At 72.3% G+C, this 26,047-nt stretch carries 23 protein-coding genes, 2 tRNA genes and 1 pseudogene; 22 read left to right on the forward strand and 4 right to left on the reverse strand.

Going from position 1 to position 26,047, the window contains the following annotated elements:
• The first annotated feature begins 130 nt into the window (after window positions 1–130).
• The 5 genes from proB to ACGFQC_RS02065 all read left to right on the forward strand — a co-directional run bounded on the left by proB (window position 131) and on the right by ACGFQC_RS02065 (window position 5,163).
• The gene (gene proB, locus ACGFQC_RS02045; protein ID WP_363088355.1) at window positions 131–1,237 is read left to right on the forward strand and encodes a glutamate 5-kinase; all 1,107 of its coding nucleotides are present in this window, start codon (window positions 131–133) and stop codon (window positions 1,235–1,237) included.
• Window positions 1,238–1,401: 164 nt separating this feature from the next.
• On the forward strand, window positions 1,402–1,914 hold the full coding sequence (locus ACGFQC_RS02050) for a hypothetical protein (RefSeq protein WP_363088225.1): 513 nt from the start codon (window positions 1,402–1,404) through the stop codon (window positions 1,912–1,914).
• Between the two features lie 114 nt (window positions 1,915–2,028).
• On the forward strand, window positions 2,029–3,315 hold the full coding sequence (locus tag ACGFQC_RS02055; protein WP_363088224.1) for a glutamate-5-semialdehyde dehydrogenase: 1,287 nt from the start codon (window positions 2,029–2,031) through the stop codon (window positions 3,313–3,315).
• Window positions 3,316–3,392: 77 nt separating this feature from the next.
• Window positions 3,393–4,001, forward strand: a complete 609-nt coding sequence (locus ACGFQC_RS02060) for a hypothetical protein (RefSeq protein WP_363088223.1) — start codon at window positions 3,393–3,395, stop codon at window positions 3,999–4,001.
• An 88-nt stretch (window positions 4,002–4,089) separates the two neighbouring features.
• A complete protein-coding gene (locus ACGFQC_RS02065; RefSeq protein WP_363088222.1) occupies window positions 4,090–5,163 on the forward strand; it encodes a hypothetical protein in 1,074 nt (357 codons plus the stop codon).
• 40 nt (window positions 5,164–5,203) lie between these two features.
• Here the strand turns inward: ACGFQC_RS02065 and ACGFQC_RS02070 are convergent, their stop codons facing one another.
• Entirely contained in the window at window positions 5,204–6,298 is a 1,095-nt protein-coding gene (locus ACGFQC_RS02070; protein WP_363088221.1) for a M48 family metallopeptidase, read from the reverse strand.
• A gap of 140 nt (window positions 6,299–6,438) precedes the next feature.
• On the opposite strand from ACGFQC_RS02070, the gene ACGFQC_RS02075 reads away from it, so the two are divergent.
• The 7 genes from ACGFQC_RS02075 (at window position 6,439) to ACGFQC_RS02105 (ending at window position 10,919) form a co-directional block, all read left to right on the forward strand.
• Window positions 6,439–6,600: a hypothetical protein gene (locus tag ACGFQC_RS02075; RefSeq protein ID WP_363088220.1), complete on the forward strand. Its 162-nt coding sequence runs from the start codon at window positions 6,439–6,441 to the stop codon at window positions 6,598–6,600.
• Between the two features lie 195 nt (window positions 6,601–6,795).
• Complete coding sequence (locus tag ACGFQC_RS02080) at window positions 6,796–6,960, forward strand: hypothetical protein (protein ID WP_363088219.1); 165 nt, start codon at window positions 6,796–6,798, stop codon at window positions 6,958–6,960.
• A gap of 78 nt (window positions 6,961–7,038) precedes the next feature.
• Window positions 7,039–7,677, forward strand: a complete 639-nt coding sequence (gene nadD, locus ACGFQC_RS02085; RefSeq protein WP_363088218.1) for a nicotinate-nucleotide adenylyltransferase — start codon at window positions 7,039–7,041, stop codon at window positions 7,675–7,677.
• Window positions 7,678–7,693: 16 nt separating this feature from the next.
• Window positions 7,694–9,502, forward strand: coding sequence for an LCP family protein (locus ACGFQC_RS02090; RefSeq protein ID WP_363088217.1), 1,809 nt, complete (start codon window positions 7,694–7,696; stop codon window positions 9,500–9,502).
• Between the two features lie 130 nt (window positions 9,503–9,632).
• The gene (rsfS, locus tag ACGFQC_RS02095) at window positions 9,633–10,076 is read left to right on the forward strand and encodes a ribosome silencing factor (protein WP_363088216.1); all 444 of its coding nucleotides are present in this window, start codon (window positions 9,633–9,635) and stop codon (window positions 10,074–10,076) included.
• Window positions 10,073–10,753, forward strand: coding sequence for a histidine phosphatase family protein (locus ACGFQC_RS02100; protein WP_363088215.1), 681 nt, complete (start codon window positions 10,073–10,075; stop codon window positions 10,751–10,753). Before rsfS ends, ACGFQC_RS02100 begins: the two co-directional genes overlap by 4 nt.
• Before the next feature lie 93 nt (window positions 10,754–10,846).
• Window positions 10,847–10,919: transfer RNA gene (locus ACGFQC_RS02105), tRNA-Ala, on the forward strand.
• Window positions 10,920–10,990: 71 nt separating this feature from the next.
• Here the strand turns inward: ACGFQC_RS02105 and ACGFQC_RS02110 are convergent.
• Window positions 10,991–11,503, reverse strand: coding sequence for a hypothetical protein (locus ACGFQC_RS02110; RefSeq protein WP_393287543.1), 513 nt, complete (start codon window positions 11,501–11,503; stop codon window positions 10,991–10,993).
• On the opposite strand from ACGFQC_RS02110, the pseudogene ACGFQC_RS02115 reads away from it, so the two are divergent.
• The 4 genes and pseudogenes from ACGFQC_RS02115 to ACGFQC_RS02130 form a co-directional block, all read left to right on the forward strand.
• Window positions 11,503–11,835: pseudogene (locus tag ACGFQC_RS02115) on the forward strand (MFS transporter); the annotation flags it as partial. The gene ACGFQC_RS02110 and the pseudogene ACGFQC_RS02115 overlap by 1 nt on opposite strands.
• Window positions 11,836–11,904: 69 nt before the next feature.
• Window positions 11,905–12,078, forward strand: a complete 174-nt coding sequence (locus ACGFQC_RS02120) for a hypothetical protein (RefSeq protein WP_363088214.1) — start codon at window positions 11,905–11,907, stop codon at window positions 12,076–12,078.
• 3 nt (window positions 12,079–12,081) lie between these two features.
• Window positions 12,082–12,315, forward strand: coding sequence for a hypothetical protein (locus ACGFQC_RS02125; protein ID WP_003976229.1), 234 nt, complete (start codon window positions 12,082–12,084; stop codon window positions 12,313–12,315).
• 107 nt (window positions 12,316–12,422) lie between these two features.
• Window positions 12,423–12,495: transfer RNA gene (locus tag ACGFQC_RS02130), tRNA-Ala, on the forward strand.
• A 163-nt stretch (window positions 12,496–12,658) separates the two neighbouring features.
• Here the strand turns inward: ACGFQC_RS02130 and ACGFQC_RS02135 are convergent.
• Complete coding sequence (locus ACGFQC_RS02135) at window positions 12,659–14,269, reverse strand: NADH-ubiquinone oxidoreductase-F iron-sulfur binding region domain-containing protein (protein ID WP_363088213.1); 1,611 nt, start codon at window positions 14,267–14,269, stop codon at window positions 12,659–12,661.
• Window positions 14,266–15,558, reverse strand: coding sequence for a cytochrome b/b6 domain-containing protein (locus ACGFQC_RS02140; protein ID WP_363088212.1), 1,293 nt, complete (start codon window positions 15,556–15,558; stop codon window positions 14,266–14,268). Before ACGFQC_RS02140 ends, ACGFQC_RS02135 begins: the two co-directional genes overlap by 4 nt.
• Before the next feature lie 413 nt (window positions 15,559–15,971).
• On the opposite strand from ACGFQC_RS02140, the gene leuS reads away from it, so the two are divergent.
• The 6 genes from leuS to ACGFQC_RS02170 all read left to right on the forward strand — a co-directional run bounded on the left by leuS (window position 15,972) and on the right by ACGFQC_RS02170 (window position 25,991).
• Complete coding sequence (gene leuS / locus ACGFQC_RS02145; RefSeq protein ID WP_363088211.1) at window positions 15,972–18,848, forward strand: leucine--tRNA ligase; 2,877 nt, start codon at window positions 15,972–15,974, stop codon at window positions 18,846–18,848.
• 262 nt (window positions 18,849–19,110) lie between these two features.
• Window positions 19,111–19,854, forward strand: a complete 744-nt coding sequence (locus ACGFQC_RS02150) for a hypothetical protein (protein ID WP_363088210.1) — start codon at window positions 19,111–19,113, stop codon at window positions 19,852–19,854.
• A 93-nt stretch (window positions 19,855–19,947) separates the two neighbouring features.
• Entirely contained in the window at window positions 19,948–20,793 is an 846-nt protein-coding gene (locus ACGFQC_RS02155) for a DegV family protein (protein ID WP_363088209.1), read from the forward strand.
• A gap of 179 nt (window positions 20,794–20,972) precedes the next feature.
• Window positions 20,973–22,079, forward strand: coding sequence for a ComEA family DNA-binding protein (locus ACGFQC_RS02160; RefSeq protein WP_363088208.1), 1,107 nt, complete (start codon window positions 20,973–20,975; stop codon window positions 22,077–22,079).
• Between the two features lie 179 nt (window positions 22,080–22,258).
• Window positions 22,259–25,090: a ComEC/Rec2 family competence protein gene (locus tag ACGFQC_RS02165; protein WP_363088207.1), complete on the forward strand. Its 2,832-nt coding sequence runs from the start codon at window positions 22,259–22,261 to the stop codon at window positions 25,088–25,090.
• 4 nt (window positions 25,091–25,094) lie between these two features.
• Window positions 25,095–25,991, forward strand: coding sequence for an arylamine N-acetyltransferase (locus ACGFQC_RS02170; RefSeq protein ID WP_363088206.1), 897 nt, complete (start codon window positions 25,095–25,097; stop codon window positions 25,989–25,991).
• Window positions 25,992–26,047 lie beyond the last annotated feature (56 nt).

Consider the following 26,047-nt stretch of genomic DNA (forward strand, 5'->3'; position numbering starts at 1 on the left):
CACAGCGTGACCGTCCCGGCACGTGAAACCCCGGCGCGCTCTCCGCCCCCGTTCGCGTAGATTGCCTGACGGGGCAGCCGTGGACCTACACGAGGGGACGAAGAACAAGGTGGCAGGGGCAAGGCAGGCCGTGCGCGAGGCCCGCAGGATCGTCGTCAAGGTGGGCTCCTCGTCGCTGACCACCGCGGCCGGCGGCCTGGACGCCGACCGGGTGGACGCGCTCGTCGACGTCCTCGCCAAGATCCGCAGTGGGGGAGAGAGGGAGATCGTCCTGGTCTCCTCCGGCGCCATCGCCGCCGGACTCGCACCGCTGGGCCTGCGCCGCCGGCCGAAGGACCTCGCCCGGCAGCAGGCCGCGGCCAGCGTCGGCCAGGGCCTGCTCGTGGCCCGCTACACCGCCTCCTTCGCCCGCTACGGCGTCCGCGTCGGCCAGGTCCTGCTCACCTCCGACGACATGAGCCGCCGCGCCCACCACCGCAACGCCTCCCGCACCCTCGACAAGCTGCTGGCGATGGGCGCCTTCCCGGTCGTCAACGAGAACGACACCGTCGCCACCGACGAGATCCGCTTCGGCGACAACGACCGGCTCGCCGCCCTCGTCGCCCACCTCGTCCACGCCGACCTCCTCGTGCTCCTCTCCGACATCGACGGCGTGTACGACGGCAACCCCAGCAAACCCGGCACCTCACGGATCGCCGAGGTGCGCGAACCCGCCGACCTGGACGGCGTCGAGATCGGCAGCGCCGGCCGGGCGGGCGTCGGGACCGGCGGCATGGTCACCAAGGTCGAGGCCGCCCGGATCGCGGCCGCCGCGGGCACCCCCGTCGTCCTCACCAACGCCGTCCACGCGGCCGACGCCCTCTCGGGCGGTGACACCGGCACCTACTTCCACGCCACCGGCAAGCGCTCCGCCGACCGGCTGCTGTGGCTCCAGCACGCGTCCACCCCGCAGGGCTCGCTGACCCTGGACGACGGAGCCGTACAGGCGGTCGTCGAACGCCGCACCTCGCTGCTGCCGGCCGGGATCGCCGCCGTCGAGGGCGACTTCAGCGCGGGCGACCCGGTCGAGCTGCGTGACGGCTCCGGGCACGCCGTGGCCCGCGGCCTCGTCAACTTCGACGCCAAGGAGATCCCCCAGCTGCTCGGCCGCTCCACCCGCGAACTGGCGCGCGAACTCGGCGCCGAGTACGAGCGGGAGGTCGTCCACCGGGACGACCTGGTGATCCTGCACCCCTGAGGCTCCCGTCCCCGCGCCCGCGGTCGAACGGCCGCTCCCGGCGACCCTCGAACGGTCCGTACCGGTGGGGGACGTTCCGTGAAACCGCCCCATGGAGCCGTGCGGCCTGCTCCACTTTGTTGCTGGGACATGTTCCGCACGAGCGCTGCGTAAAGGAGGCCGTCGTGAGACGAGTACGCCCTGGGGTGGCAGCGGCCCGTGGGAGTGCCGGCGGGGCGAGTCCGGCGGCTTCGCGCCCGGCGGGCGAGGAACGCGCCCTGACGAGCGTGGCGACCGGGGAGAACTACCGGGGGCGGCAGGAGGACGGCGGTCCGGCGCAGACCCGCCCCGCGGACCTGCCCCGCCTGTGGCACGTCACCCTCAGCGTCTCCGGCGAGGAGGCCGACCTCGAGGAGGTGCGGCGCGCCCTGGAGCAGCTCGCCCACGACCACCCCTTCCTCCTGACCAGCCGCTACGCCGTCGACCACGCGGAGATCCGCTACTGGGAGGAGGCCCGCGACCTGCACGACGCGGCCGCGGTCGCCCTGCGCCTGTGGGGCGAGCACCGTCAGACGGCCGGACTCCCGCCGTGGGAGATCGTCGGCCTGGAGGTCATCGACCGCCAGACCTACCACCAGCGCATCGCCGAGGGCTACGGACCGGCCCCGGCGACCCCCGTCGGGGTCCACCCCTACTGACCCCCTCCGGTCCCGGGCGGGACCCCGGGAGGCGCCTCGGCCGGTGCCTCGGCCGGTGTCTCGGGGTGTGGAACGAGCCATGAGCGGGCCCACGCCGCGCACTACCCTTTCCTTATGACCACGCTCTCGCCGTACGACGCCCTCTCCCCGGTGATCCAGGCCGCCTACCGCGCCAAGGCGGCCGCCGCCGACCTCGCGCCGCTGCCACGGGCCGCCAAGGACGACGCGCTGCTCGCCATCGCGGACGCGCTGGAGGTCCGTACGAGCGAGATCGTCGAGGCCAACGCCAGGGACATCGCCAAGGCCCGCGAGGCCGGCACCGCCGAGGCGATCGTCGACCGGCTCACCCTCACCCCGGAGCGGGTGCGGGCCATCGCCTCCGACGTGCGCGACGTCGTCGCCCTGCCCGACCCCGTCGGCGAGGTCGTGCGCGGCTCCACCCTCCCGAACGGCATCGACCTGCGCCAGGTCCGCGTCCCGCTCGGCGTGGTCGGCATCATCTACGAGGCCCGGCCGAACGTCACCGTCGACGCCGCCGCCCTGTGCCTGAAGTCCGGCAACGCGGTCCTGCTGCGCGGCTCCGGCTCCGCCTACCAGTCGAACAGCGCCCTGGTACGGGTGATCCGCGACGCCGTCGGCGGCGCCGGGCTGCCCGCCGACGCCGTCCAGCTCGTGCCGGGAGAGGGCCGGGAGAGCGTGCGCGAGCTGATGCGCGCCCGCGGCCTCGTCGACGTGCTGATCCCGCGCGGCGGCGCCTCGCTGATCCGGACGGTCGTATCGGAGTCCACCGTTCCGGTGATCGAGACCGGCACCGGAAACTGCCACGTGTACGTCGACGCCCAGGCCGACCTCGACATGGCGGTCGACATCCTCATCAACTCCAAGGCCCACCGGGTCAGCGTCTGCAACGCCGCCGAGACCCTCCTGGTCCACCAGGACATCGCCGCCGAGTTCCTGCCCCGCGCCCTCGACGCCCTCGCGGACGCCGGGGTCACCGTCCACGCCGACGAGCGAGTCCTGGCCTACGCCAAGAACTCCCGGGCGACCGTCGTCGAGGCCACCCCGGAGGACTGGGAGACCGAATACCTCTCCTACGACATCGCCGCCGCCGTCGTCGACTCGCTCGACAAGGCCGTCGAGCACATCCGGCTGTGGACCTCCGGCCACACCGAGGCCATCGTGACCACCTCCCAGCAGGCCGCCCGCCGCTTCACCCAGCTGGTCGACTCCACCACGGTCGCCGTGAACGCCTCCACCCGCTTCACCGACGGCGGCCAGTTCGGCTTCGGCGCGGAGATCGGCATCTCCACCCAGAAGCTGCACGCCCGCGGCCCCATGGGCCTGCCGGAGCTGACCAGCACCAAGTACATCGTCACCGGCGACGGCCACGTACGGCGCTGACGGGGGCGCGCGGCGCCCTCCGGGGGGCGTGAGAGGCGTCTCAGCAGGCGGATGAATTTCCTTACCGTCTGCCCAAATTGACCCCCCAGGTCTACTCTGGATCCGTGCCGGAGGACGTGGGGGGCACGCCGTTCCCGGACGGCTGGAAGCCCGACGACGACCACGACCGCGGGGTGTCGGACGAAGAGTTCGCCTCCGTGGTCTTCGACGAGGCCTTCGTGCGGGCGGCACCGGTGCACGAGCCGACCGCCGTCGAACGCCTCCTGGCCGCCGCGCAGGCGAGAGCCGAGGCCTCGGAGGCCGAAGCCCGCCGCGCCCGCGGCGACCGCTACGACGACCTGTACGGGCCCGGCGCCTTCGGCCACGATCCGGACCACGACGATCCGGAGGACCCCGACGCCCCGGACACCTGGGGCCGCCGGCACGGCGGTTTCGGACCGTACGGCAAGCAGGTCCGCTGGCACCGGCCGGTCGCCTGGATGCTCGCCGTGGTCATGGGCGTGGGCATGGTCGCGCTGGCCTTCGCCGCGGTCTACCGGGGAGCCTCCTCCTCCGACAACCGCGACCGTGCGCCGTCGCCCGCGTCGCCCGCGTCGCCCGGGCTCGAAACCGGTGCCGGGCCGGTCCCGTCCGCCTCCGCCGACCAGGTGCGGCCACCCGTCGCGGCCGTCCCGCGCACGCCCTGAGAGGTCGCCGCCGACCGGGTGAGAACCTGTCAGAACTTGTGGCGCAGCGGGGCGTTTACCCGGGCTCCCGGCGACCTACTCTGAAGGTATGGGCGGGCCCGGAGAGCCACCGGAAGGGGCACCCGAGGGAACTCCCGGTGGCGGCGAGGACGAGTACCGATCCGTCGTCTTCGACGAATCGTTCGTCCGCGCTGCCCGCCTCCAGGAGTACTCCGCCGAGGAACGCATCGCCGACCACGCCCCCGCCGTACGCCGCCGCCCGCCCGCGCGGCGGACCGGCCTGTCCCGGCAGGCTTTCGCCCTGGTCCTGCTGATCGCCCTCGCCTTCGGCACCGCGATCTACCTGGGCGTCCGGCACCCCTACCAGAACCCGGCCGCCCGCCGCGCCGTCGAGCCGCTGCGGATGACCGTCATCCCGCTCGCCCCGCAGGGCGTCGTGCCCGGCACCGACGACCCCGCCCGCCTGTTCGCGCACAGCCCCGCCGCCCGGTACCGCGTCGGCGCCGAGGGCATCCCGCTGCCGCCCTCCCGGCGCACCGCGCACTTCTCCGACAGCCAGGTCGTCACCGCCCTGACCACCGCCAAGGACTACATCGTGCGCTCCTCGCTCTACCCGGAGGTGCTCACCGGACAGCAGGTCAGGCCCGTACGCATGCTCCTCGCACCCGATCAGCTCGACCAGTTCGACGAGAGCTTCACCCACCCGGCCGCCGACGGGCGGCACGCGCCCACCGGATGGCTCGTGCGCTTCGATCCCGCCCGAGCCGAACTAGCCGACCGGGGGATCCGCGTCCAGGGCACCCTCCAGGCCGCCGAGGCCGACGCCGCCACCCTCGAGGTCACCGCCGACCACACCTTCGTCTACGCCCTGCGCCCGGCCGGAGCCGACGCCGGCGCCCCGGTCTCGCTGTTCACCGTCCGCCGCGAGCTCCAGTTCCGCTTCGACCGCGACGACCTGCGGCTGCGCCAGACCCAGCTGATCGTCTCCTACGTGCAGGCCGGCCCGCTGTCCTGCGGCGACGACTCCACGAACCACCTGCGGCCCCTGCTCGCCGGCCAGACCGCCGGGACGGGCGGCCCGGCCGGCACCGACCCCTACGCGACGGGCGGGGCGACGGCGCTCTGCGGATCGCTGGCGGCGAGCGCACAGCCGAGCGTGTGAGCGGCGGGGCCGGTGTGCCCCGCCGGGCGACCGGGTCCCGTCAGGCTTCGTCGCGCGGGGGCGTGCCCGTCGGACGGTCCTGCGGCGGCGCGGTGCCGGTGAAGCCGTCGAAGCCGCGGCGCACCCGGCCACCCAGGTTGCCCGCCCCGCCCGCGATGTCGGTGACCAGCTTCATCAGCGGGTCCTTCGAGCCCTTCACGTGATCGGCGTAGTGCGACGCCGACTCGCGGAAGGAGTCGGTGACCGAGGTCTCCTTGTCCTCGGTGCGACGCGGGTAGTGACCGTCCAGGATCCGCTGGTGGTCGCGGGACTCGGCCCACTTCTTCAGCTCGGCCGCGCGCACGGTGGTGAAGGGGTGGGAGCGGGGCAGTACGTTGAGGATCTTCAGTACGGAGTCGCGCAGGTCGCCGCCGGCCTCGTACTCCTCGGCCTGCTTGAGGAACGCGTCCACGTTCATCTGGTGCAGGTGGTTGCCGCCCGCGATCTTCATCAGGCCGCGCATCGAGGCCTTCAGGTCCTGTCCCACCAGCAGGCCGGCCCGGTCCGCGGACAGCTCCGACTTGCGGAACCACTCACGCAGCGCGGTCACGATCGCCATGATCGCGAGGTTGCCCAGCGGGATCCAGGCGACCTTGAGGGCGAGGGTCGTCAGGAACAGCAGGATCGTGCGGTACACGGCGTGCCCGGACAGGGCGTGGCCCACCTCGTGACCGATGACGGCCCGCATCTCCTCCTCGTCGAGCAGCTCGACGAGGCCGGTGGTCACCACGATGATCGGCTCGTCCAGACCGATGCACATCGCGTTGGGCTGCGGGTCCTGGTTGACGTACATCGCCGGGACCTTCTCCAGGTCCAGGATGTAGCAGGCGTCCCGCAACATGTCGTTCAGGTGGCTGAACTGCTGGTCCGAGACGCGGACCGAGTCGGACAGGAACAGCAGGCGCAGACTCCGCTCGGGCAGCAGCCCGCTGAGCGCCTTGAAGACCGTGTCGAAACCGCTCAGCTTGCGCAGCGCCACCAGGGCGGAGCGGTCGGCCGGGTGCTCGTACGCACGCGAGGAGATCCCGGGGAAGCGCCTGCGCTGCCTGCTCGGCACGTTCTCGTGACCGTTGTGCTCGTGGCCGTCGTCGGACATCCATCCCCCAAGTGCGTGTGTATGGCCCTTGTACGTGTGGTCCTTTGCGGACCTTTGTGCAGCCCTTTGCGCCCTCGAAACAGGGCCCGTCCCAGGCGGAGTCACGGTGGACGGGCACCACACCGAAGGAGTCCCGCGCCATGGAGCACACCCCCACCGCCGCCTGGATCGCGCAGGCCGCCGGCGCCGCGCAGCAGCAGGGTCCGGGGTACCTGCTCCGGGTCGTACTGATCGTGATGGTGCTGGGGTGCGTGCTGACAGCCTGGTTCCTGTTGCGGGGCTACAAGCGGAAAGACGACTGAGCCGTCGGGAAGGTTCCCCCGCACTTCCCACCCCGTGTCCGCCTCCCCCCGGAACTGCCCCCGCAGCCACCGCTGTCGGTGCCCGCGGGCGACCGGCCTCCCCAACGGCGGAGTCGGCGTGTGGCGTGCCGAGGCGCCCGCTTACGATGGGCCGACATCTTTATCCCGCCCTCCATCGGATAGGTCCTGCCGAAGATGAGCTTCCACAGCGCAGCCGCCCAGTTGGTCACTCTCGCCGCCGAGGGCGAGCAACACGGTGGCAACCACGAGAGCCTGAGCCCCCTGGTCACCGGTGGTGCCGCCTTCCTGATCCTGATGCTCCTGCTGTGGGTCACCACCCTCTTCAACCGCGACCGCTGAGACCACCGTGTTCATAGCGGGGCGCTTCGGACATCGGTCGAACCGTGTCCTCGGGACGGGCCGGTAGGGTCTGCACGCATGGGAGAGCAGGACATGCCTACCGGTCCGTCGAACAGCCCGTCGAAGCCGGGCAAGCGCCGCCTCGGCGTCATGGGCGGGACCTTCGACCCGATCCACCACGGGCACCTCGTGGCGGCCAGTGAGGTCGCCGCGCAGTTCCACCTGGACGAGGTCGTGTTCGTCCCGACCGGCGAGCCGTGGCAGAAGAGCCACCGCAGGGTCTCCCTGGCCGAGGACCGCTATCTGATGACGGTCATCGCGACCGCCGAGAACCCGCAGTTCTCGGTCAGCCGCATCGACATCGACCGCGGCGGCCCCACCTACACCGTGGACACCCTGCGCGACCTGCGGTCCCTCAACCCCGACACGGACCTCTTCTTCATCACGGGCGCGGACGCCCTGGGCCAGATCCTGACCTGGCGGGACAGCGAGGAACTGTTCTCCCTCGCCCACTTCATCGGTGTCACCCGGCCCGGCCACAACCTGGCCGACCCCGGCCTCCCCGAGGGCGGCGTCTCCCTCGTCGAGGTCCCCGCACTGGCCATCTCCTCCACGGACTGCCGCGCGAGAGTCGCCAAGGGCGACCCCGTCTGGTATCTGGTGCCGGACGGCGTCGTGCGCTACATCGACAAGCGCGAGCTGTACCGCGGCGAGTGAGCCGAGAGGGGCACCGGTGAACGACCGAAACGACGCGGGCTACGGGGAGACCCCGTACGAACTCGTCGGCTATGACGAGTACGGCCGGCCGGTGTACCGGCAGGTCCCGCAGCAGCAGGCCTACGACCCGTACGGGCAGCAGCAGGGCTACGGCTACGACCCGTACGCCCAGGGCGAGGGGCAGCGACCGGCCTACGACCCCTACGGCACCGGTCAGCAGCAGGCCGCGCCCGCGTACGACCCGTACGGCACCGGTCAGCAGCAGGCCGCGCCCGCGTACGACGACCCGTACGACACCGGCCGTCAGGCTCCCGTCCACGATCCCTACGGCACCGGCACCGGCACCGGCACCGGCACCGGCACCGGCACCGGCACCGGCACGCAGCAGGCCGGCGGGACCGCGACCCCGTACGACCCCTACGGGCAGACGGCCGCCGGCGGGCAGCAGCCGCGGGCCGCCGAACAGACCGCCCACATCCCGCAGCAGGCCGGACCGGCGGAGACCGAGGAGGAGCCGGACGCCTCCGCACGGCCCCAACGGGATTACCACACCGAGCAGTTCGCGTTCGTCGAAGATCCCGACCAGGACTCCGAGGACGTCATCGACTGGCTGAACTTCACCGAGAACCGCACCGAGCGCCGCGAGGAGGCCAAGCGCCGCGCCCGCAGCCGCCTGGTCGCCCTGGCCGTCGTCCTCGCGCTGACCGCGGTCGGCGGAGTGGGCTACCTCTGGTACGCCGGGAAACTGCCCGGACTGTCGTCGTCCGACGACTCCAAGGCCGGCGCCACGGCCGCCCCCGCCGCCCAGAAGCGCGACGTGATCGTGGTCCACCTGCACGACACCGCCCGGGGCGGCACCTCCACGGTCCTGCTGGTCGACAACACCACCACCGAGCAGGGCACCACCGTCCTGCTGCCCAACTCCCTCGTCGTCACCACCGACGACGGCACCACGACGACCCTCGCGAAGTCCGTCGACGGCGACGGCTCCGCAGGGACGCGCGAGTCGCTGGACACCGTCCTCGGCACCGAGATCCAGGGCACCTGGCGGCTGGACACCCCCTACCTGCAGAACCTCGTCGACCTCGTCGGCAACATCGAGGTGGACACCGACACCGCCGTGCCGGACCCGGCCGCCGGGAAGAAGGGCCAGGCCCCGCTCGTCAGCAAGGGCGAGGGTCAGACCCTCAGCGGCAAGATGGCCGTCGCCTACGCCACCTACCGCGCCGAGGGCGAGTCCCAGAACGCCCAGCTGGAGCGGTTCGGGCAGGTCATGCAGGCCGTGCTGCGCAAGGTGTCCTCCGACCCGCAGGGCGCCACCGTCACCGTGCAGACCCTGGCGCAGATCCTCGACCCCTCGCTCACCGACAAGGACCTCGGCGCCTTTCTCGCGGGCCTCGCCGATCTCGCCAAGGGCGGCGACTACAAGACCGCCCTCCTGCCGGTGCAGGCCGACGGCACGCTCAGCGCCGAGGCCAGTGCCGGCGTGGTCAAGGACGTCCTGGGCGGAACCGCGAAGAGTCCCGACAAGGACGCGGCGGTCAGCGTCTCCGTGCAGAACGCCGACGGAGCCAAGGCCACCACCGAGGACGCGCGCGTGGTCCTCCTCAACGGCGGCTTCACCTTCCTGGACGGCGGCACGGCCCCGGGCGGCACCGCGGCCACGTCCGAGGTGCTCTACGCGGACGCCGCCGACAAGGAGAACGCCACCGAGGTCGCCAAGACCCTGGGCCTGCCCGACACCGTCGTCGCGAAGGGCACGGTCCCCGAGAACGCGGACGTCATGGTCGTCCTCGGCAAGGACTACGAGCCCTCGTCGTCGTAGCCGGGGCCCGGACCGGGGGCCCGCCACGGAAGTGGCCCCCGGTCACGCCGGGCCCGGTGTATTCACGTGGGGTGCCGTCGGCGGCCGTGAGACCCTTGAGGTCAAACGACCGCCGACGGAAAGCCACGCAGTGACCGCCACAGACCGCTCCATCGAGCTCATCCGGACCGCCGCCCAGGCGGCCGCCGACAAGCTCGCGCACGACATCATCGCCTACGACGTCAGCGACGTGCTGTCGATCACGGACGCCTTCCTGCTGGCCTCCGCCCCCAACGACCGCCAGGTCAAGTCGATCGTCGACGAGATCGAGGAGCGCCTGCAGAAGGAACTCGGCGCCAAGCCGGTCCGCCGCGAGGGCGACCGCGAGGCCCGCTGGGTCCTGCTCGACTACGTCGACATCGTCGTGCACGTCCAGCACAGCGAGGAGCGCGTCTTCTACGCCCTGGAGCGGCTGTGGAAGGACTGCCCCGAGCTGGAGCTGCCCGCCGACGCCCGGGCGACCCGGGGCAAGGCCCAGGAGCACGCCGAACTGCAGGCCGCCCAGGACGCCGCCGAGCCGGGGGGCGACTGGTGACGACCCCACCTGGTGCCGAAGCCGCGGCCGGCCGGACGCCGGGCCGCGGCCGGCGCGTCATCCTCTGGCGGCACGGCCAGACCCTGTGGAACGTGGAACGCCGCTTCCAGGGCACCACGGACGTCCCGCTGACCGAGACCGGTGTGGCCCAGGCCCGCCGGTCCGCCAGGCTGCTGGCCTCCCTCAAGCCCGACGCGATCATCGCCTCGGACCTGAGGCGGGCCGCGAACACGGCCGCCGAGCTGGCCGCGCTCACCGGCCTCGAGGTGACCCACGACGAGGCCCTGCGGGAGACGTACGCGGGCGTCTGGCAGGGACTGACGCACGAGGAGATCGTCTCCCGGTTCGGTGACGAGTACACCGCGTGGAAGCGCGGCGAGCCCGTCCGCCGCGGCGGCGGCGAACTGGAGACGGAGGTGGCCGACCGCTCCGCCCCCGTCGTGCTGCGGCACGCCGAGAAGCTGCCCGAGGACGGCACGCTCGTCGTGGTCAGCCACGGCGGCACGATCCGCACCACCATCGGCCGCCTGCTCGGCCTGGAGGCGCGCAACTGGGAGAGCCTCGGCGGCCTCTCCAACTGCTGCTGGTCGGTCCTCGGTGAGGGCGCCCGCGGCTGGCGGCTCCTCGAGCACAACGCCGGCACCCTGCCGGAGCCGGTCCTCGGCGACGACGACTGAGCACCTCGGGGCGGACCGGACCCGGATTTCACTTTCCGGCAGGTCGCAGGCTAAAGTTCTTCTTGTTCGCCCCGCCGAGCGGGAAGAACGCAAGGGGCTATAGCTCAGTTGGTAGAGCGCCTGCATGGCATGCAGGAGGTCAGGAGTTCAATTCTCCTTAGCTCCACTGATCGACACTCTGTTGAGTTGTCAAGGATCGGTTTCGGGAAGATCCCGTCCCTCAGGGGGCGGGATTTTTCATTGCCCGCGCAGCGCCTCCGCCCGCCGCGCCGTCTCCTCGTCCTCCGGTGTGTAGACCACGATGCGGCACTCCGGCATCCCGTTGATCGACAGCGACATGGACGTCATCCGCAGCTCGCCCACCGCGGGGTGCCGGAAGACCTTCACGCGGCGGCCCGGCTGCGCCACGTCACCGGACTCCCGCAGCCGCGCGAACAGCGGGCTAGCCACCGACAGCGCGCGTATGAAGTCCTCCCAGACGGGCTCCCCGGCATGCAGGCCGTACGACGCTCGCAGGGTCGCCACCATCACCGGCAGCTCCGTCTCCCGGAACAGCAGCGGGCAGTCCTCCTCGGCCACCGTGAACAGCGCCCGCAGCGCGTTGGCCGGCGTCCCGGCAGCTGCCCGTGTCGGGGTCAGGAACAGGTCCTCGTACACCGCGTCGGCGGCCAGGATGTCGTAGCGCGAGTTGTAGACCACCGCGGGCCGGGGCGCGAGGGCGTCGATGATGCCCTGGGCCTCCGGCCCCAAGGAGCGGTGGCCACGGGGGCGCGTGGCTGTATCCGGCGTACGCCGGAGTGGGAGCGGGGCTCGCGCTGGCGTTCAGTCCCACGCTCACCCGGGCCCTGGCCGCCGTACGACCCGAGGACGCGGCGGACGCCGGCGGGCTGCTGGCCACGGTCACGCAGCTCGGGCAGCTGGCCGGGGTCGCGGCCTTCGGCGCACTCTTCTTCGACCGGCTTGAGTCACTCGGGGGCCTGGCGGCGTATACCTCTTCGCAAGCGCTGCTCACATGCGTGTTCGCGCTTGCCGCGACGGCCGCGCTGGGTGCCGTGTCCGGACTGGTACTGAGGCGTCGCTGACCGTATCGGCCCGGCCGTGGCAGAATCAAACGGCCGGAAGGGGGCGCGGCCCGACGGGAGGGAGTTGCGATGCCTGCGAGCATCCTCGGAGAGGGCGGCCACCTCTCCGGAGCAGCGGTGACACGGGACACGGCCACCCGGCTCGGCTGCCCTTCCTGCGGTTCCGCTTTCGTGGCACAGGTCCTCGGTGACAACGGCGGGATCTCCTACGTGTGCACGGCCTGCGGCCACAGCTGGAGCTGATCGATGGGTGCCCACAGGCGAAAGTGCGACTGGTGCGGCAGTGGCACCCCGATCGTCCGCGACATGGAGCCGGTCAATCCCGACTACCAGTACTGGTGCGAGGAATGCGCGCGGGCGCTGATCATAAAGGGCGACCCGATCGAGACCTATCGGGAGCTGGAGGGCGAGCCGATCTACGGCCGGCTCCTCGAAGAGCACTGCACGCTCAAGCGGTTCTACTCGTTCGTCACCGCCTGAAGCCTCATTCCGGGCAAAAACGGGCAGAACGGAAACGATTTGGTGGTGTACCCCCCGGACCGTGTAATGTTGGCGTCGCCGCCAGGGAAGCCCGGCGGACAAAGCAAGGGGCTATAGCTCAGTTGGTAGAGCGCCTGCATGGCATGCAGGAGGTCAGGAGTTCAATTCTCCTTAGCTCCACAGTGGATCCCGCCGGATCGAAAGACCCGGCGGGATCTTTTTTGCGTTCTCACGTGTGCGTGCGGTGGGACACACGCGCGTGCGGTGGAAAACGGGCCGAGGGGCCGCGCTCCGCCGGGCGACCCCTCTCGGTGTCGCCGCGGCGACGGGCGCGCGGTGCCGGTCAGCGGCCCAGGGCGCGGCGGCCGCGGCCCTGGGAGAGGACCGGAAGGTTGCGGGAAGGCTCCTTCGCGCGCGTGTCCTCCTCGATGCGCAGGGCTAGCGCCGGACAACGGCGCACCGCGCGCAGCGCCTTCGCCTCCGCGTAACGCGGCACCTTGGCCTGCGCGACCGTCGGGAAGCCGTCGGCGCCGAGCTGGAAGACCTCCGGGAGGATGTCCGCGCACAGGCCGTGACCGCGGCACAGGGTCCAGTCCACGAAGATCTTCTGACGGCTGTCGCCGGCGTCCTCGGACGCTCCGCCGGCCGAGATGCCCGCAGGCGCCATGCCGCCCTCGAAGAGCGGCAGAACGCCCTCCACGGGCCGTCCGCAGCCATTGCCGAGGACATGGGCCGCGAGGTCGTCCGTGAACGCCTTGATGGTCGACTCCAGGAACATCGCGGAGCCGTCCGGGTGCGAGCAGGCACCGCGCCGCTTGACGTTCTTGGCGACCTGCTTGAGGGCCTCCAGGGCGGCCGGTCCGCCGCCGTTGATGATGTCCTCCAGGCCGCGGGCGGCGGCCGGCAGGCCGAGGTAGCAGGGACCGCACTGTCCCGCGCTCTCCTCGGCCAGCCACTGGGCCACGCGCAGCGACTCGCCGAGCGGGCAGGTCTCCTGGCTGATCGGCAGGATCGCGCCGGCGCCGAGCGCGCCGCCCACCGCGTCCAGGGAGTTGCGGGAGACGACCGCCTCGTTGACCGTCGCCGCGTCGATCCACTTGCCGTGATAACCGCCGGTCAGCACACCCTGCGGGACCGGCGGGGCGCCGGCCAGCTGGAGGACGTAGCGCAGCGGGACCCCCGTGGGGACCTCGATCACCATCGGGCGGGCGACCGCGCCGGAGACCGTCAGCATGACGGTGCCCGGCTCGTCGTACAGGCCGGTGTTGCCGTAGCGCTCGGGGCCGATGCGGGCGCCGATGGCCAGCTGGGCGAACGTCTCGGCGTTGGACAGCAGGGTCGGGGCGCCGCCGACGCCGTTCTGCGAGGCGCTGACCTTGCGGCCGGGCGGGATCGCCGGGCCGCCGTCGATGGAGCGGATCACGGACGCGGCCGCGCCGGTGACCATGCGGATCGGGTTGCGCTGGACGAACGCCTTCAGCGCCGAGCGGCGGCCGTTGCTGAGGCCGCGCTCGGCCAGCGCGGCCTCCATGGAGCGCTGGGTCGATTCGCGGGTGACCGCCACCACGAGCGTGCGGGCGCCCAGCGCCTCCGCGACCAGCAGCGCGCCGTCCAGGATGAGGTGCGGGGCACGGTTGATCAGGACCGTGTCCTTGCGGCAGGCCGGTTCGTCCTCGCTGCCGTTGACGACGACGACCGGCCGGACGCCTCGCTTGATCGCCGCGTCGGCGACGGAACGCAGCTTCTTGTGGAAGGGGAAGCCCGCGCCGCCCCGGCCCTTGAGGTTGATGCGTTCCGAGAGCTGCGCGAGCTTCTCCCCGCCCATGGGTTCGAGCGGCCCGTGCACCTTCAGGTGCATGGGCAGGTCGAGTCTCTCGACAAGGTCGAAGCCCGACGTGAGCTGCGGAAGGCCGACCACGCGGACTTCCGGGACGTCGGGCAGGGCCTCGTTCACCTATAGCCTCCGGAAGGCATGTTCCAAGGTTCGCCCGAACCCGGCGCGTCGAAGGACGCCCCGGGGGATGGTTCATCGGCGGGACCGCTGTTGTACGTGTCGTTCGGGTTGTACGCGTCATACCGGGTGTTTGTCTCACCGGTGTCGTACATATCACTCCCGCCGTACCCGCCGGTGCCCGGATTGCCATAGACCGGGATGGTGAATCCCGTGTCCTGGAGGGGGTCGTAGACCGACTGCGGGGCCTCGCCGACCGGCGGCGGGGACGGGACCGGCCAGCTGCCGGAGGTGCTGCCGCCGCTGTCCACGCGCGGGACGGCCTCGGTGGCCTGCAGGTCGAACGGCAGGTCCATGCGCGCGGTCTGGCCGGACGTGAACGACTGCTCCGCGCGCGGGGGCGTGGAGACGGCACGGTAGGCGGCCGCGAAGCCGTTCGCCGGCTCGGGTGCGGGCGTGTCGAACAGGGGCGACGACGGTGGCGTCCCGCGTCCGGAGCCCGCCGTGTCCGCTCCCCGGCCGGGGCGGCCCTCGTAACCCGGCAGCGACTGGGACTCGGCCATCCGTGCCCGGCTCGCGTCCAGGGCGTCACGGCCGACCGGCTCGTCGGTGCCCAGGACCGCGGCGATGCGGTCGGCGACCTGGCGCTTGAAGGGGCGGGGTGCGGAACGCAGGGCGAGGGCGGCCATGACGCCCAGCAGGCACAGGCTGTAGAGGATGGTGAAGATCGGTTTGGCCGCGCGACCCGCGTAGAGTCCGTGGATCAGCGCGGCGCACCAGGCCGGGTAGGCCAGCATGTGCATGGCCCGCCAGCGGGCGGCCACCGGGGCGGGCGAGGCGAACCGGCTGCGCAGCGCGCCGGTGATGCCCACGAAGATCATCAGCAGTCCGGCCAGCGAGCCGAGGCCGATCAGGCCGGCGGCCCCGGTGACGCCGAGCGAGAACGGGATGATCGCGGCGATGAACTGGGTGTGGTCCAGCGCGATCTTCGTGGTGATGTGCAGCAGCAGGAACGCGATCGAGGCGACCGCCGTCGTCCGGTGCACGGCCTGGCCGATGAGCCGCTGGCGCGTGTTGAGGAAGATCCGGTCCTGGGCGACCAGGCCCCAGATCACCGAGCAGCTGAGCGAGACGAGGGACAGCACGCCCGCGCCGAAGTTCAGGAACTCGCGGAACTGGTCACCTCCGACCAGGACGACCACGGGTATGAGGAGCAGGACGACGGCGGACGCCACCCCGTAGGCCGACCGGCCCGGCTGGGGGAGCGAGCTGTTACTACGAAGAGGGTTCATGGGGGCAACTCCGAGCAGTTTCGGGAAAGCGGTCCCGATGCCGAACTCTAAGTGGGCGCCATACCGATGGGTACGAGGTTTGAGTTATTGCGCTGTTATCAAAGGACAATGCGGCCACGGCGATGTCCCTTAGTGGCTGTTACGCGAAGTAATCCCTGACCTTGGTTCGGATGCGGCGTGGTACGTACGTGTCGACCAGGCATACGCAAGCGCGTCGCGGCTTGCTCAAGCCCTGCGGTACCCTGAGGCCATGCGTGCCGTACGCCTTCTGCTTAGCGAGCCGCGCTGATCAGTCCCGAACGCCGGAGAACCGGACGGTTCGGAATCGGCGCGGCGTCCCCTCCTGTGCGAGGGGATTTTTCGTTTCCCGAGTGGCAACCGCTGGCAGAGACGATCGATGGAGCTTTGAGGACATGAGCGAGACGAACCCCGCCGCCACCGCCGAGGTGGCCGCGCCGCACCGGTACACGGCCGCCATGGCGGCCGACATCGAGGCACGCTGGCAGGACGTCTGGGACGCCGACGGCACGTACGCGGCACCGAACCCGAAGGGTGACCTGGCGGGCGACCCCGCGGTCGTCGCCCGGCCCAAGAAGTTCATCATGGACATGTTCCCGTATCCCTCGGGTGCGGGCCTGCACGTCGGCCACCCCCTGGGCTACATCGCGACCGACGTCTTCGCCCGCTACCAGCGGATGACGGGCCACAACGTCCTGCACACCCTCGGCTTCGACGCCTTCGGCCTGCCGGCCGAGCAGCACGCCGTGCAGACCGGCGAGCACCCCCGGATCACCACCGAAGCCGCCATCGGCAACATGAAGTCCCAGCTGCGCAGGCTGGGCCTGGGCCACGACAAGCGCCGGTCGTTCGCCACGATCGACCCGGACTACTACAAGTGGACCCAGTGGATCTTCCTGCAGATCTTCAACTCCTGGTACGACGACGAGGCGAAGAAGGCCCGCCCGATCGCCGAGCTGGTCGCCCGGTTCGAGTCCGGTGAGCGAGGCGTGCCCGGCGACCGCTCCTGGGACGAGCTGAGCGAGGCGGAGCGCGCGGACGTCCTGAGCGAGTACCGCCTGGCCTACGCCTCCGACGCGCCCGTCAACTGGTGCCCCGGCCTGGGCACCGTGCTGGCCAACGAGGAAGTCACCGCCGACGGCCGCTCCGAGCGCGGCAACTACCCGGTCTTCAAGGCCAAGCTGCGCCAGTGGAACATGCGCATCACCGCCTACGCCGACCGGCTGCTCGACGACCTGGACGCGCTGGACTGGCCCGAGGCCATCAAGCTCCAGCAGCGCAACTGGATCGGCCGCTCGGAGGGCGCCCGCGTCGACTTCCCGATCGACGGCGAGCGCATCACCGTCTTCACCACGCGTCCCGACACCCTGTTCGGCGCGACCTACATGGTGCTGGCCCCCGAGCACCCGCTGGTCGAGAAGTTCACCCCGGACGCCTGGCCCGAGGGCACGCACGACGTGTGGACCGGGGGCCACGCGACCCCGGCCGAGGCCGTCGCCGCGTACCGCGCGCAGGCCGCCTCCAAGTCCGACGTCGAGCGGCAGGCCGAGGCCAAGGACAAGACCGGCGTCTTCATCGGCGCGTACGCGACCAACCCGGTCAACGGCGAGCGGGTCCCCGTCTTCATCGCCGACTACGTCCTGATGGGCTACGGCACCGGCGCGATCATGGCCGTCCCGGCCGGCGACCAGCGCGACTTCGAGTTCGCGCGCGCCTTCGAGCTGCCGATCCAGTGCATCGTCGAGCCCACCGACGGCCGCGGCACCGACACCTCCACGTGGGAGGACGCCTTCGCCTCCTACGACGCGAAGATCATCAACTCGTCGAACGACCAGGTCTCCCTGGACGGCCTGGGTGTCGCCGAGGCCAAGGAGCGCATCACCGAGTGGCTGGAGCGGTCCGGCGTCGGCGCGGGCACGGTCAACTTCCGGCTGCGTGACTGGCTGTTCAGCCGCCAACGCTACTGGGGCGAGCCCTTCCCGATCGTCTACGACGAGGACGGCATCGCCCACGCGCTGCCCGAGTCGATGCTGCCGCTGGAGCTGCCCGAGGTCGAGGACTACTCGCCCCGCACCTTCGACCCGGACGACGCCGACACCCAGCCCGAGACGCCGCTGTCGCGCAACGAGGACTGGGTCGACGTCACCCTGGACCTGGGCGACGGCCGCGGTCCGCGCAAGTACCGCCGCGAGACCAACACCATGCCCAACTGGGCCGGTTCCTGCTGGTACGAACTGCGTTACCTGGATCCGCACAACTCCGAGAAGCTGGTCGACCCCGAGATCGAGCAGTACTGGATGGGCCCGCGCGCGGGGCAGCCGCACGGCGGGGTCGACCTGTACGTCGGCGGTGCCGAGCACGCCGTGCTGCACCTGCTGTACGCCCGCTTCTGGTCCAAGGTCCTGTTCGACCTGGGCCACGTCTCGTCCGCGGAGCCGTTCCACAAGCTGTTCAACCAGGGCATGATCCAGGCCTACGTCTACCGTGACAGCCGTGGCATCGCCGTACCGGCCGTCGAGGTGGAGGAGCGCGACGGGGCGTACCACCACCAGGGCGAGAAGGTCTCCCGGCTGCTGGGCAAGATGGGCAAGTCCCTGAAGAACGCGGTCACTCCGGACGAGATCTGTGCCGAGTACGGCGCCGACACCCTGCGCCTGTACGAGATGGCGATGGGCCCGCTGGACGTCTCGCGGCCGTGGGACACGCGCGCGGTGGTGGGCCAGTTCCGGCTGCTCCAGCGACTGTGGCGCAACGTCGTGGACGAGGCGACCGGTGAGATCACCGTCGTCGACACCGAGCCGGACGAGGACACCCTGCGTGCCCTGCACAAGGCCATCGACGGTGTGCGCCAGGACCTGGAGGGCATGCGCTTCAACACCGCCATCGCCAAGGTCACCGAGCTGAACAACCACCTGACCAAGGCAGGCGGCCCGCTGTCGCGCAGCGTCGCCGAGGCCCTGGTGCTGCTGGTCGCGCCGCTGGCCCCGCACATCGCCGAGGAGCTGTGGCGCAAACTGGGTCACACCGACTCCGTCGTCCACCAGGACTTCCCCGTGGCCGACCCGGCGTACGTCGTGGACGAGACCGTGACCTGCGTGGTGCAGATCAAGGGCAAGGTCAAGGCGCGTCTGGAGGTGTCGCCGGCCATCTCCGACGAGGAGCTGGAGAAGGTGGCGCTGGCCGACGAGAACGTCGTCAACGCGCTGGGCGGCGCCGGGATCCGCAAGGTGATCGTGCGGGCGCCGAAGCTGGTCAACATCGTGCCGGCCTGACGAACAGGGGTGGGGGCGGCCGGGATCGGCGTCCGAGCGTCGCTGAGGGCGTGCGGCCGGGGCCGGTGTGCGGGGGCGCCCCGTGCGTGCGGCTCCGGTCGGCCTCCGAGGGGCGCCGCTGCGTGCGGCTCCGGTCGGCTCTTGCCTCGGGGTAGTCCCCTACGGGCAGGTTCGGGGTTCTGGCGGAACTCCGCGCCTGCCCGTTGCGTTTACCGTTGAAGAGCGGCGCGCGGTGTGCCGTGTCGGACCGGAGGAGGAGCTCGTGGAAGCAGTGATCGCGATCCTTGCCCTGCTTTTCGTGCTCTTCCTGGCGGTGGGGGCCTACGCGACGGTCAAGGTCGTCGGTGCCGCCAAGCGCGGCGTCGACCGCACCATCACCCAGGCCCGCCGTACCGTCGAGGACCACACCCTGCGGGCCAAGTCCTTCGCCCAGCCCGGTCCGGCCGGCGAGATCGCCCAGCTCCGCCTCAAGCTGCGGACCTCGATGCGGGCCACCCAGGAGGCGCTTCAGGCCGGCGTCGCCGAGGACGAGTCCCTGAAGGAGTCCCTCGCCCTCTTCGCACGCCTCAGCGGGCACGGGCGCGAACTGGACGACGAACTCAAACGACTGGAGGCCGAGCCCGACCGGACCACCCTCGCCGAGCGGCTGCCGTCGCTGCGCGAGCGCACCGGGCGGATCACGTCGTCGGCCGACTCGCTGCGCTGGGCCGCCCGCGACCGGGCCCACCGCTTCGCCGACGACGACCTGGACACCCTCCACGCACAGATCGACGTCGAGGCCGGCGCCCTGCGTCACTGGACCACCGCGGACGACCCGGCACCGGCGCAGGCGTCGTCCTCCTGGCCCGAGGCGCCTGCGGCCGACCGTGCGTCCGGAGGTCAGACCTGGTCGGAGACGCCCGGCGCGCGTCCGGAAGAGACCCCCGCCCGGCCCGCCATCACCCCGCCGGGGCCGCGTCCCAGCTATCCCTGGCAGAAGAAGCCCCGGCCCGAAAGCACCACCTGAGCCGCCCGGCCCGGTACCCGATCCGGTCAACGGCCGACCGGCCGTGAGGGCCCGGACTCCCGTCCCGCGGATACGGCAGGTAACCTCCAGCTCATGTCCCGCCATGTCGCTATCGTCACGGATTCAACGGCCTACCTGCCGCAGCGGACGATGGAGCGCCACGGCATCACCGCGGTGCCCCTGACCGTCGTTCTCGGCGACCGGGCACTCGAAGAGGGCACCGAGATCTCGACCCGCTCCCTGGCCCTGGCCCTGCAGAAGCGACGCTCCGTCACCACCTCGCGCCCCAGCCCCCAGGTCTTCGCGGAGACCTACCGCAGGGTCGCCGAGTCCGGCGCCACCGGCATCGTCTCCCTCCACCTGTCCGCCGAACTGTCGGGCACCCACGACGCGGCGGTCCTCGCGGCGCGTGAGGCTCCGGTCCCGGTGCGGGTGGTGGACACCGGCATGATCGCGATGGCGCTCGGATTCTGCGCGCTCTCGGCGGCCGAGACGGCGGAAGCGGGCGGCACGATGGACGAGGCGGTCGCCGCCGCGGAGAAACGTGCCTCCGGCACCTCCGCCTTCTTCTACGTCGACACCCTCGACTATCTGCGCCGTGGCGGCCGCATCGGTGCCGCCCAGGCCCTCTTCGGTTCCGCGCTCGCGGTGAAGCCGCTGCTCCAGCTGGACGGGGGGCGCATCGAGCCCCTGGAGAAGGTGCGGACGGCGTCGAGGGCGATCGCCCGCCTCGAGGAACTGGCGGCAGACCGTGCGGGCGGCGCACGTGTGGACATCGCCGTCCACCATCTCGCAGCCCCCGAGCGGGCGTCGGCCCTGGCGGACCGGCTGCGGGCGCGGGTGCCCGGTCTCGGGGAGCTGCATGTGAGCGAGGTCGGTGCGGTGATCGGTGCGCACACCGGGCCCGGCTTGCTGGGAGTCGTGGTTTCGGCCAGGTGATGCGGGTCGGTGGATCGGCTTGGTCGGCTCGGTGGATCGACTCGCTCGGTTCGGGGTTCGGTTCGGCAGGGAGCCGTCGCCTCACTCCCGCGGGTGGCGGAGTTATCCACAATCGGGTGGTTCTCCCCGGGAATTGAGCAAGATCATCGCGGTTTCGTGAAGTGTCCCATTCTCGTGGCATGGCACTTCGATCACGCACACGGACGACCACCGCGACCAGTGGACCCGGGCGCCGGCCCGGCTCCGACGGACGCGTCCGACACCGACGGTCACCGGCACGCAGCCGGGTGGGGAACCGCCAGGCGTCGGCCGAGGAGCTGCGCCGACGAGCGGAGCTGCTGTTCGGGGAACGGGACGGCGAGCGCGGGGAGTTGGGGATGGGGCCGCCGCAGGACGGCGGCGGCCCGGGGAGCATGCCCGGCGTGGTGGGGGAGGACACTGCCGGACCCGGACCCGGACCTGTACCTGTACCTGTACCCGGACCCGTACCCGGATCCGGAGCCGAGGGCGAGGGCGAGGGCGACGGCCGTGCGGTGGTGACTCGAGGTCCGGGGGAATGGCGGGCGAGGGCGGGGCTGGCTCTGCGGGAGCGGCTGCCGGTGTGGGCGCAGGCGCGGTGCGGACTGGAACGCAGGAACGTCCTCGCGCTGGCCGTCGTGGTGGTCGCCGTCGCCGCGTTCGCCGTCCAGCACTTCTGGACCGGCCGCGCACAGTCCGTGCGGGCTCCCGAGGTGGTACAGGCGGCCGCGCCCTACGGAGAGGACGAGCGGAGCGGGCCTGCCCAGCCCTCTGCTTCGGCCCCGGGGCCCGGTGGGGCGGGCACGGCGGGAGCAGGACCGGCGGGAGCGCAGATCGTGGTGGACGTCAGCGGCAAGGTCCGTGATCCCGGCATCCATCGCCTTCCGGCCGGCTCGCGCGTGGTCGACGCACTGGCCGCGGCCGGTGGAGTGCGGCCGGGCACGAACACGGACGGTCTGAACCGGGCGCGCTTCCTCGTGGACGGGGAACAGGTCGTCGTCGGCGGACCGCCGGGGACCGGAGGCCAGCCGGCCGGAGCAGGGCCCGGAGGCGGCGCGGTGGGAGCGGGACCGCCGACCCCCGTCTCCCTCAACACGGCCACCGCGGACCAGCTCGACACGCTGCCGGGGGTGGGGCCCGTGCTGGCGCAGCACATCGTGGACTACCGGACGCAGCACGGCGGTTTCCGATCGGTGGACGAGCTGCGTGAGGTCAACGGCATCGGTGAGCGCCGCTTCTCCGACCTGCGGAACCTGGTGCGGCCATGAGGGAGGAGGAAGCGACGAACGGCGGGGCCCGAGGGGTGGGCCCGGCGGAGGCCGGGCCGGTGGCCTCGGCAGGAGCAGGGACGCTGACTGGGGCGGGGACGGCGGCTGCGGCGGGTTCGGGGACCGGTGCAGGGACGGGGGCCGGGGGTGGGGGTGGGGCTGGGGGTGGGGCCGGACGAATGGCGGGGGCCGGAGCGGATGCCCCACCGCGTTCGCGTCGAGCGGTGCACGCCGCTTCCGGGAGTCGACTGGGTGCTTCGCACCCGCGACAGGAAGGACCGGTGGATCTGCGGCTCGTACCGCCCGCGCTCGCGGCCTGGGCCACGGCGGCATGGACTCTGGACGCCCCGCCCCGGCTGGTGGGTTGTATCGTGCTCCTCTGCGTGATCGTGGCGGGGGTCTTCTTGAGCGGGTGGGGGAGCGGTGCTCGGGGAGTACCGTCGGCGGCCGGCGGCGTTGCGCCACCGGGCGCAGTGGGAGACGCGACACCGGCCGGCCGTGCGCGACCGTCGGGCGGTACGGGGAACCGGTCGCCGGATGGTCCGGCGGACCGGTCGTCCGACGGCACCGTGGAGCGGTCCCCCGAAGGGACGAGAGACCGATCCCGAGACGGGACGGTGAACCGGTCGCCCACCGGCACGAGGCCGCGGTCGCCGGAAGGGCCGGGGTGCCTGTCGCCGGGCAGGCCGCCGCGGTGGCCTGCGGGCGCTCGGTACGAGTGGTCGCGGATGAGCGGGGCGGCGGTGCTGCTCTGTGCGGCCGCGGCCGGAGTGTCCGCCGGACTGCACGGGGCCGATCTGCGTCGCGGACCGGTACCGGCGCTGGCGCGGGAGTACGCCACCGTCACCGCTGAGGTGGAACTGACCTCGGACCCGCGGCTGGCCCGGCCGCGGGTGAGGGGGGACCACGTGACCCCGGACTCCGTGCTGGTCGACGGGCAGGTGCGGTCGGTCGCGGCGGACGGGGCGGCGGGGACGGCGACCAGGGCGCCGGTGCTCGTGGTGGTGGACGTCCGCGACCGTGCGGGACCGGCCGGCGGACGGCCGGCGGACGTCGGCCGGGGAGTACGGCAGGCATGGCTCGGGTTGCTGCCGTCCACCCGGGTGCGGGTGACCGGGCTGCTGGCTCCCGCGCTGACCGGTGGGGACCGGATCGCCGCCGTGCTGCGGGTGCGGGACCGCGGTGCGGGCGCGGTTCCGGTGGTCGTGCGGAAGCCGTCGGCACCGCAACGCGCCGCGGGCCGGCTACGGGCGGGTCTGCGGGAAGCCACGGACGGGTTGCCGACGGACGCGCGGGCGCTGCTGCCGGGGCTGGTCGTCGGGGACACCTCGCGGATCACGCCCGAACTGGACGAGGCCTTCAAGGAGACGGACCTCGCCCACACCCTGGCCGTGTCCGGGAGCAACCTCACGATCATGCTCGCCCTCCTCCTGGGGCCGCCCGGTCTGGCCCAGCACGTCGAGCGTCGCGGCCTGGCACCCCGCCTGGGCATCCCGCTCCGGACGACCGCGCTGCTCGGCGGGGTACTCACGCTCGGGTTCGTCGTCGTGTGCCGGCCCGACCCGAGTGTGCTGCGGGCGGCGGCCTGCGGCGGCGTCGTACTGCTCGCCCTGGCGACCGGTCGCCGCCGGTCCCTGATCCCGGCGCTGGCGACGGCGGTCCTGCTCCTGGTCCTGTACGACCCCTGGCTGGCCCGGAGTTACGGCTTCCTGCTGTCGGTGCTGGCCACGGGAGCCTTGCTGACGCTCGCGCCGCGCTGGAGCAGCGCTCTGCGGCGTCGCGGGGTTCCGCCGAGGCTTGCGGAGGCGCTGGCGGCGGCGGGAGCCGCACAGGCCCTGTGCGCGCCGGTCGTGGCGGTGCTGTCGGCCCGGGTCAGCCTGGTGGCGGTGCCGTGCAACCTCCTCGTGGAATTCGCGGTGGCACCGGCCACCGTGCTGGGGTTCACCACCCTGGCGACGGCGCCGTGGGCGATGCCGGCGGCGAAGGCGTCGGCGTGGCTGGCGAGTTGGCCGGCCGAATGGATCGCGGGTGTCGCGCGGACCGGAGCGGCGCTGCCCGGCGCGGGAGTGGACTGGACCGGCGGTTGGGGCGGGGCACTGCTGCTCGCCCTCGCCACCGCGGTGGCGGTGCCGCTGGTGAGGCGGCTGCTGCGGCGGCCGTGGCTGTGCGCGGCCTGCGCGGTGCTGCTCCTGCTCGCGGTGGTGCGGCCGTCTCCGCTGACCCGGGTGCTCACGGGCTGGCCACCGCCGGGCTGGCGGCTGGCGATGTGCGATGTGGGCCAGGGCGACGCGACGGTGCTGGCGGCGGGCGAGGGAACCGGCGTGGTGGTGGACGCCGGCCCGGATCCGGCACTGGTCGACCGGTGCCTCGACCGGCTGGGCATCACCCGGATCCCGCTCGTCGTGCTGACGCACTTCCACGCCGATCACGTGGCGGGACTGCCCGGCGTGCTGCGGGGCCGGGCGGTGGGGGCGATCGAGACGACGGGGTTCGCGGAGCCGGTGGACCAGGCGGCGTTCGTACGGAGGGAGGCCGAGGCCGGCGATGTTCCCCTGGTGCGGGCGGTGGCGGGGGAGCGGCGGAGGCTCGGTTCCCTCGACTGGGAGGTGCTGTGGCCGCCGGCCCGGCAGGTGCCGGAACCGGAGGGGCCGAACGACGCGAGCGTGACGCTGCTCGTTCGGTCGGCCGGGATACGGATGCTGCTGCTCGGCGACCTCGAGCCTCCCGGCCAGCAGGCGCTGGCGCGATCGCCCGCGGCGGCCCGGTGGGAAGGGGTGGACGTACTGAAGGTCGCCCACCACGGCTCGGCCTACCAGGACCCGGATCTCCTACGCGCGGTGGCGCCCCGGCTGGCGTTGATCTCCGCGGGGGCGGACAACCCGTACGGCCATCCTGCACCCGGCACCGTCGCCGCACTGCGGGCCACGGGCGCGGTGGTGCTGCGGACCGACAGGGACGGGGCGTTGGCCGTCGTGGGTACGGGCGGGCGACTGCGAGTGGCGCGAGACTGAGGGCATGGATTCCGTACAGGCCGCCATCGCCACGTCCCCGCTCGACGCGCGTCTGGTCGAGGCGTATCTGCGTCGGCTCGGCGTCGAGTACCCGGCGTGGCCCACCGCCGACGTCCTGCGGGAGCTGCACCTGCGGCACCTGCGGGCCGTCCCCTTCGAGAACCTGTCGGTGCACCTGGGAGAGGAGATCGTGCTGGAGGAGAGGCGGCTGGTCGAGAAGGTCGCCATGTCGGGGAGGGGAGGGTTCTGTTACGAACTGAACGGCGCGTTCGGCGTGCTGCTCACGGCGCTGGGCTTCGACGTGACGCTGCTCGCCGGCCGGGTCTACGGCGACGAGGGGCGGCTCGGGATCCCGTACGACCACCTCGCGTTGCTGGTGCGCACGGTGGACGCGGGGGAGTGGTTGGCCGACGTCGGGTTCGGGGCGCACAGCCACTATCCGCTCCGTTTCGAGCACCGGGGGCAGCAGGAGGACCCCGGCGGTCTGTTCCGGATCATGGAGGCCCGTGCGGACGCGGCCGGGGTGAAGGGCGGGGCGGGCCGGCCGGCACGTGAGGGCGGTGGCGCGGAGGGGGCGGCCGACCTGGACGTCGTACGGGACGACAGGCGGGTGTACCGGCTGGAGGTGCGGCCCCGGGTGCTGGGTGACTTCGTGGCCGGGGCATGGTGGCACAGCACCTCGCCCGCGTCGCACTTCACACGGTCGCCGGTCTGCTCGCGGGTCACGGAGGACGGCGGGCGGATCACGCTCAGCGGCCGCCGGTTGAAGGTGACGGACTCACAGGGGCGCGGCCGGGAGGAGGAGTTGGCGGGGGACGAAGAGGTGCTGGACGTCTACCGAAAGCGGTTCGGGATCGGGTTGGAGCGGGTGCCGGTGGCGCGGGGCGGTGGCGGGGCCTGAGGAGACCGATTGGCTGACCCGCATGCCCGGAGAGCCGGCGCGGCGTGCGGGGACCC

The organism is Streptomyces sp. NPDC048734 (assembly GCF_043198675.1).
GTDB lineage: Bacteria > Actinomycetota > Actinomycetes > Streptomycetales > Streptomycetaceae > Streptomyces.